Annotated in this window: 2 protein-coding genes; both read left to right on the top strand. The window is 42.3% G+C overall.

All coding sequences use genetic code 11. The features are described from left to right. Positions 1-453: 453 nt before the first annotated feature. Positions 454-711 (top strand): hypothetical protein, encoded by a 258-nt coding sequence (locus tag BGX12_RS15220; RefSeq protein ID WP_139259276.1) that lies wholly within the window; start codon positions 454-456, stop codon positions 709-711. Then, positions 708-1,283, top strand: coding sequence for a hypothetical protein (locus BGX12_RS15390; RefSeq protein WP_111361753.1), 576 nt, complete (start codon positions 708-710; stop codon positions 1,281-1,283). Before BGX12_RS15220 ends, BGX12_RS15390 begins: the two co-directional genes overlap by 4 nt. Positions 1,284-1,314: the final 31 nt, after the last annotated feature.

Genomic DNA, 1,314 nt, shown 5'->3' with positions numbered 1-1,314 from the left:
TCAAGTACAAGACTCCTTACATCACCACCCTCGCTGCCGCTCTCGACACCGTCAAGGGCATCGCCGCAGCTAAGGCTGGCAAGGGCGAAGTGAAGTCTCTGCAAGAGTACCACGCAAGCATTGAAGAGGTGTAAGAGCCTTGAGCAATGAGCCGTGAGTGATGAGCAGTCGCTCACGATAAGTTCTGCTACTCTCTTGCAGGTCATTCCCGCGAAAGCGGGAATCTCCCTTTTCAAAGAGGACTGCTTAACGGCAGTTCTCTTTTTGTATGGCTATAGTTGAGCCGCATGGGTTTCTGTAATCTCCGCCTCGCAACGCCTGGACTCTATTGCAAAAATGTAATTCCGCATTTGCACTAAATCGTTCCATAGTTTTTTTTGAAAATACTCCGAAATAGGAATATCATAATGAATTCATTGAATCAAGAAAATGTCGAATAATTATATTATTGCTATGAAATCATTTATTTTATGTTTGTTTATTTCCGTGTTTTGCTTTGCAACAACGGATTCTTTGCTGGTACCTGAGCCATTGCCCGATTCAGTCGTTCAAGCGATAAAAAGTGAACAGAGAATTGAACAACTGAATGCACTAATTGCCAAAATGAAGAGTGTGTCTGAATGCAATAGGATTCAAAAGGCGAATGCAAAGGAAAAGGAATACTGCCGAACTCGTTTCATGATACTTCATCCGGAGCTTGAAGAAGAATGAGTCGTTTGCAAAAATTTTTGATTCTGTTTTGTATTCTCCCGTCGTTGTCTATAGCTGATTCATCTACAGACACTTTTTTACGATTTATTAAACGCATCATTTCAAGGGGCCTTTCCTGCTACAGAAGCACAACAATCGCCCATAGCGAATTTGAACCTTCTCGAGCTTCCGGAGAAGTCGTTTCCAATGTCAATATTTTCAACGGCCAGCCCTATTATAGCATTCCCTTGGCGTCCATCAACGCAAGGGGTATCCTTTCCTGGTCATTAAACTTGAATTACTACGGTGGCATTCAGCCGATTCTTCAATCTTCGAATGAGTCTGCACCGTCGGGAGCGTATGGGGTGGGGTGGAATATGTCTACACCTTATGTTGCTGTAAACCATCAAGGAACTGTTACGACGACTGACGACTTTATCTATTGTGATTTGGGTCCTTATGGCGGTGGACAAATTTTACAAAATGATGCTGGCGATTATTTTGTGTCAACAAACCCGTATATAAAAGTGGCTCTTCATCAACATGTGTGGGTGGCTTCGCCACCCTTTTTTGTTGACTTTCGCCTAAATTAAACAAAAAATGGGCTATTTTCTAAAATTTAAT

Origin of the sequence: Fibrobacter sp. UWR4 (assembly GCF_003149045.1) — a bacterium.
Classification (GTDB): domain Bacteria; phylum Fibrobacterota; class Fibrobacteria; order Fibrobacterales; family Fibrobacteraceae; genus Fibrobacter.
The sequence above is the reverse complement of the archived record's forward strand: the minus strand, read 5'-3'. Positions and strand labels throughout refer to the sequence as shown.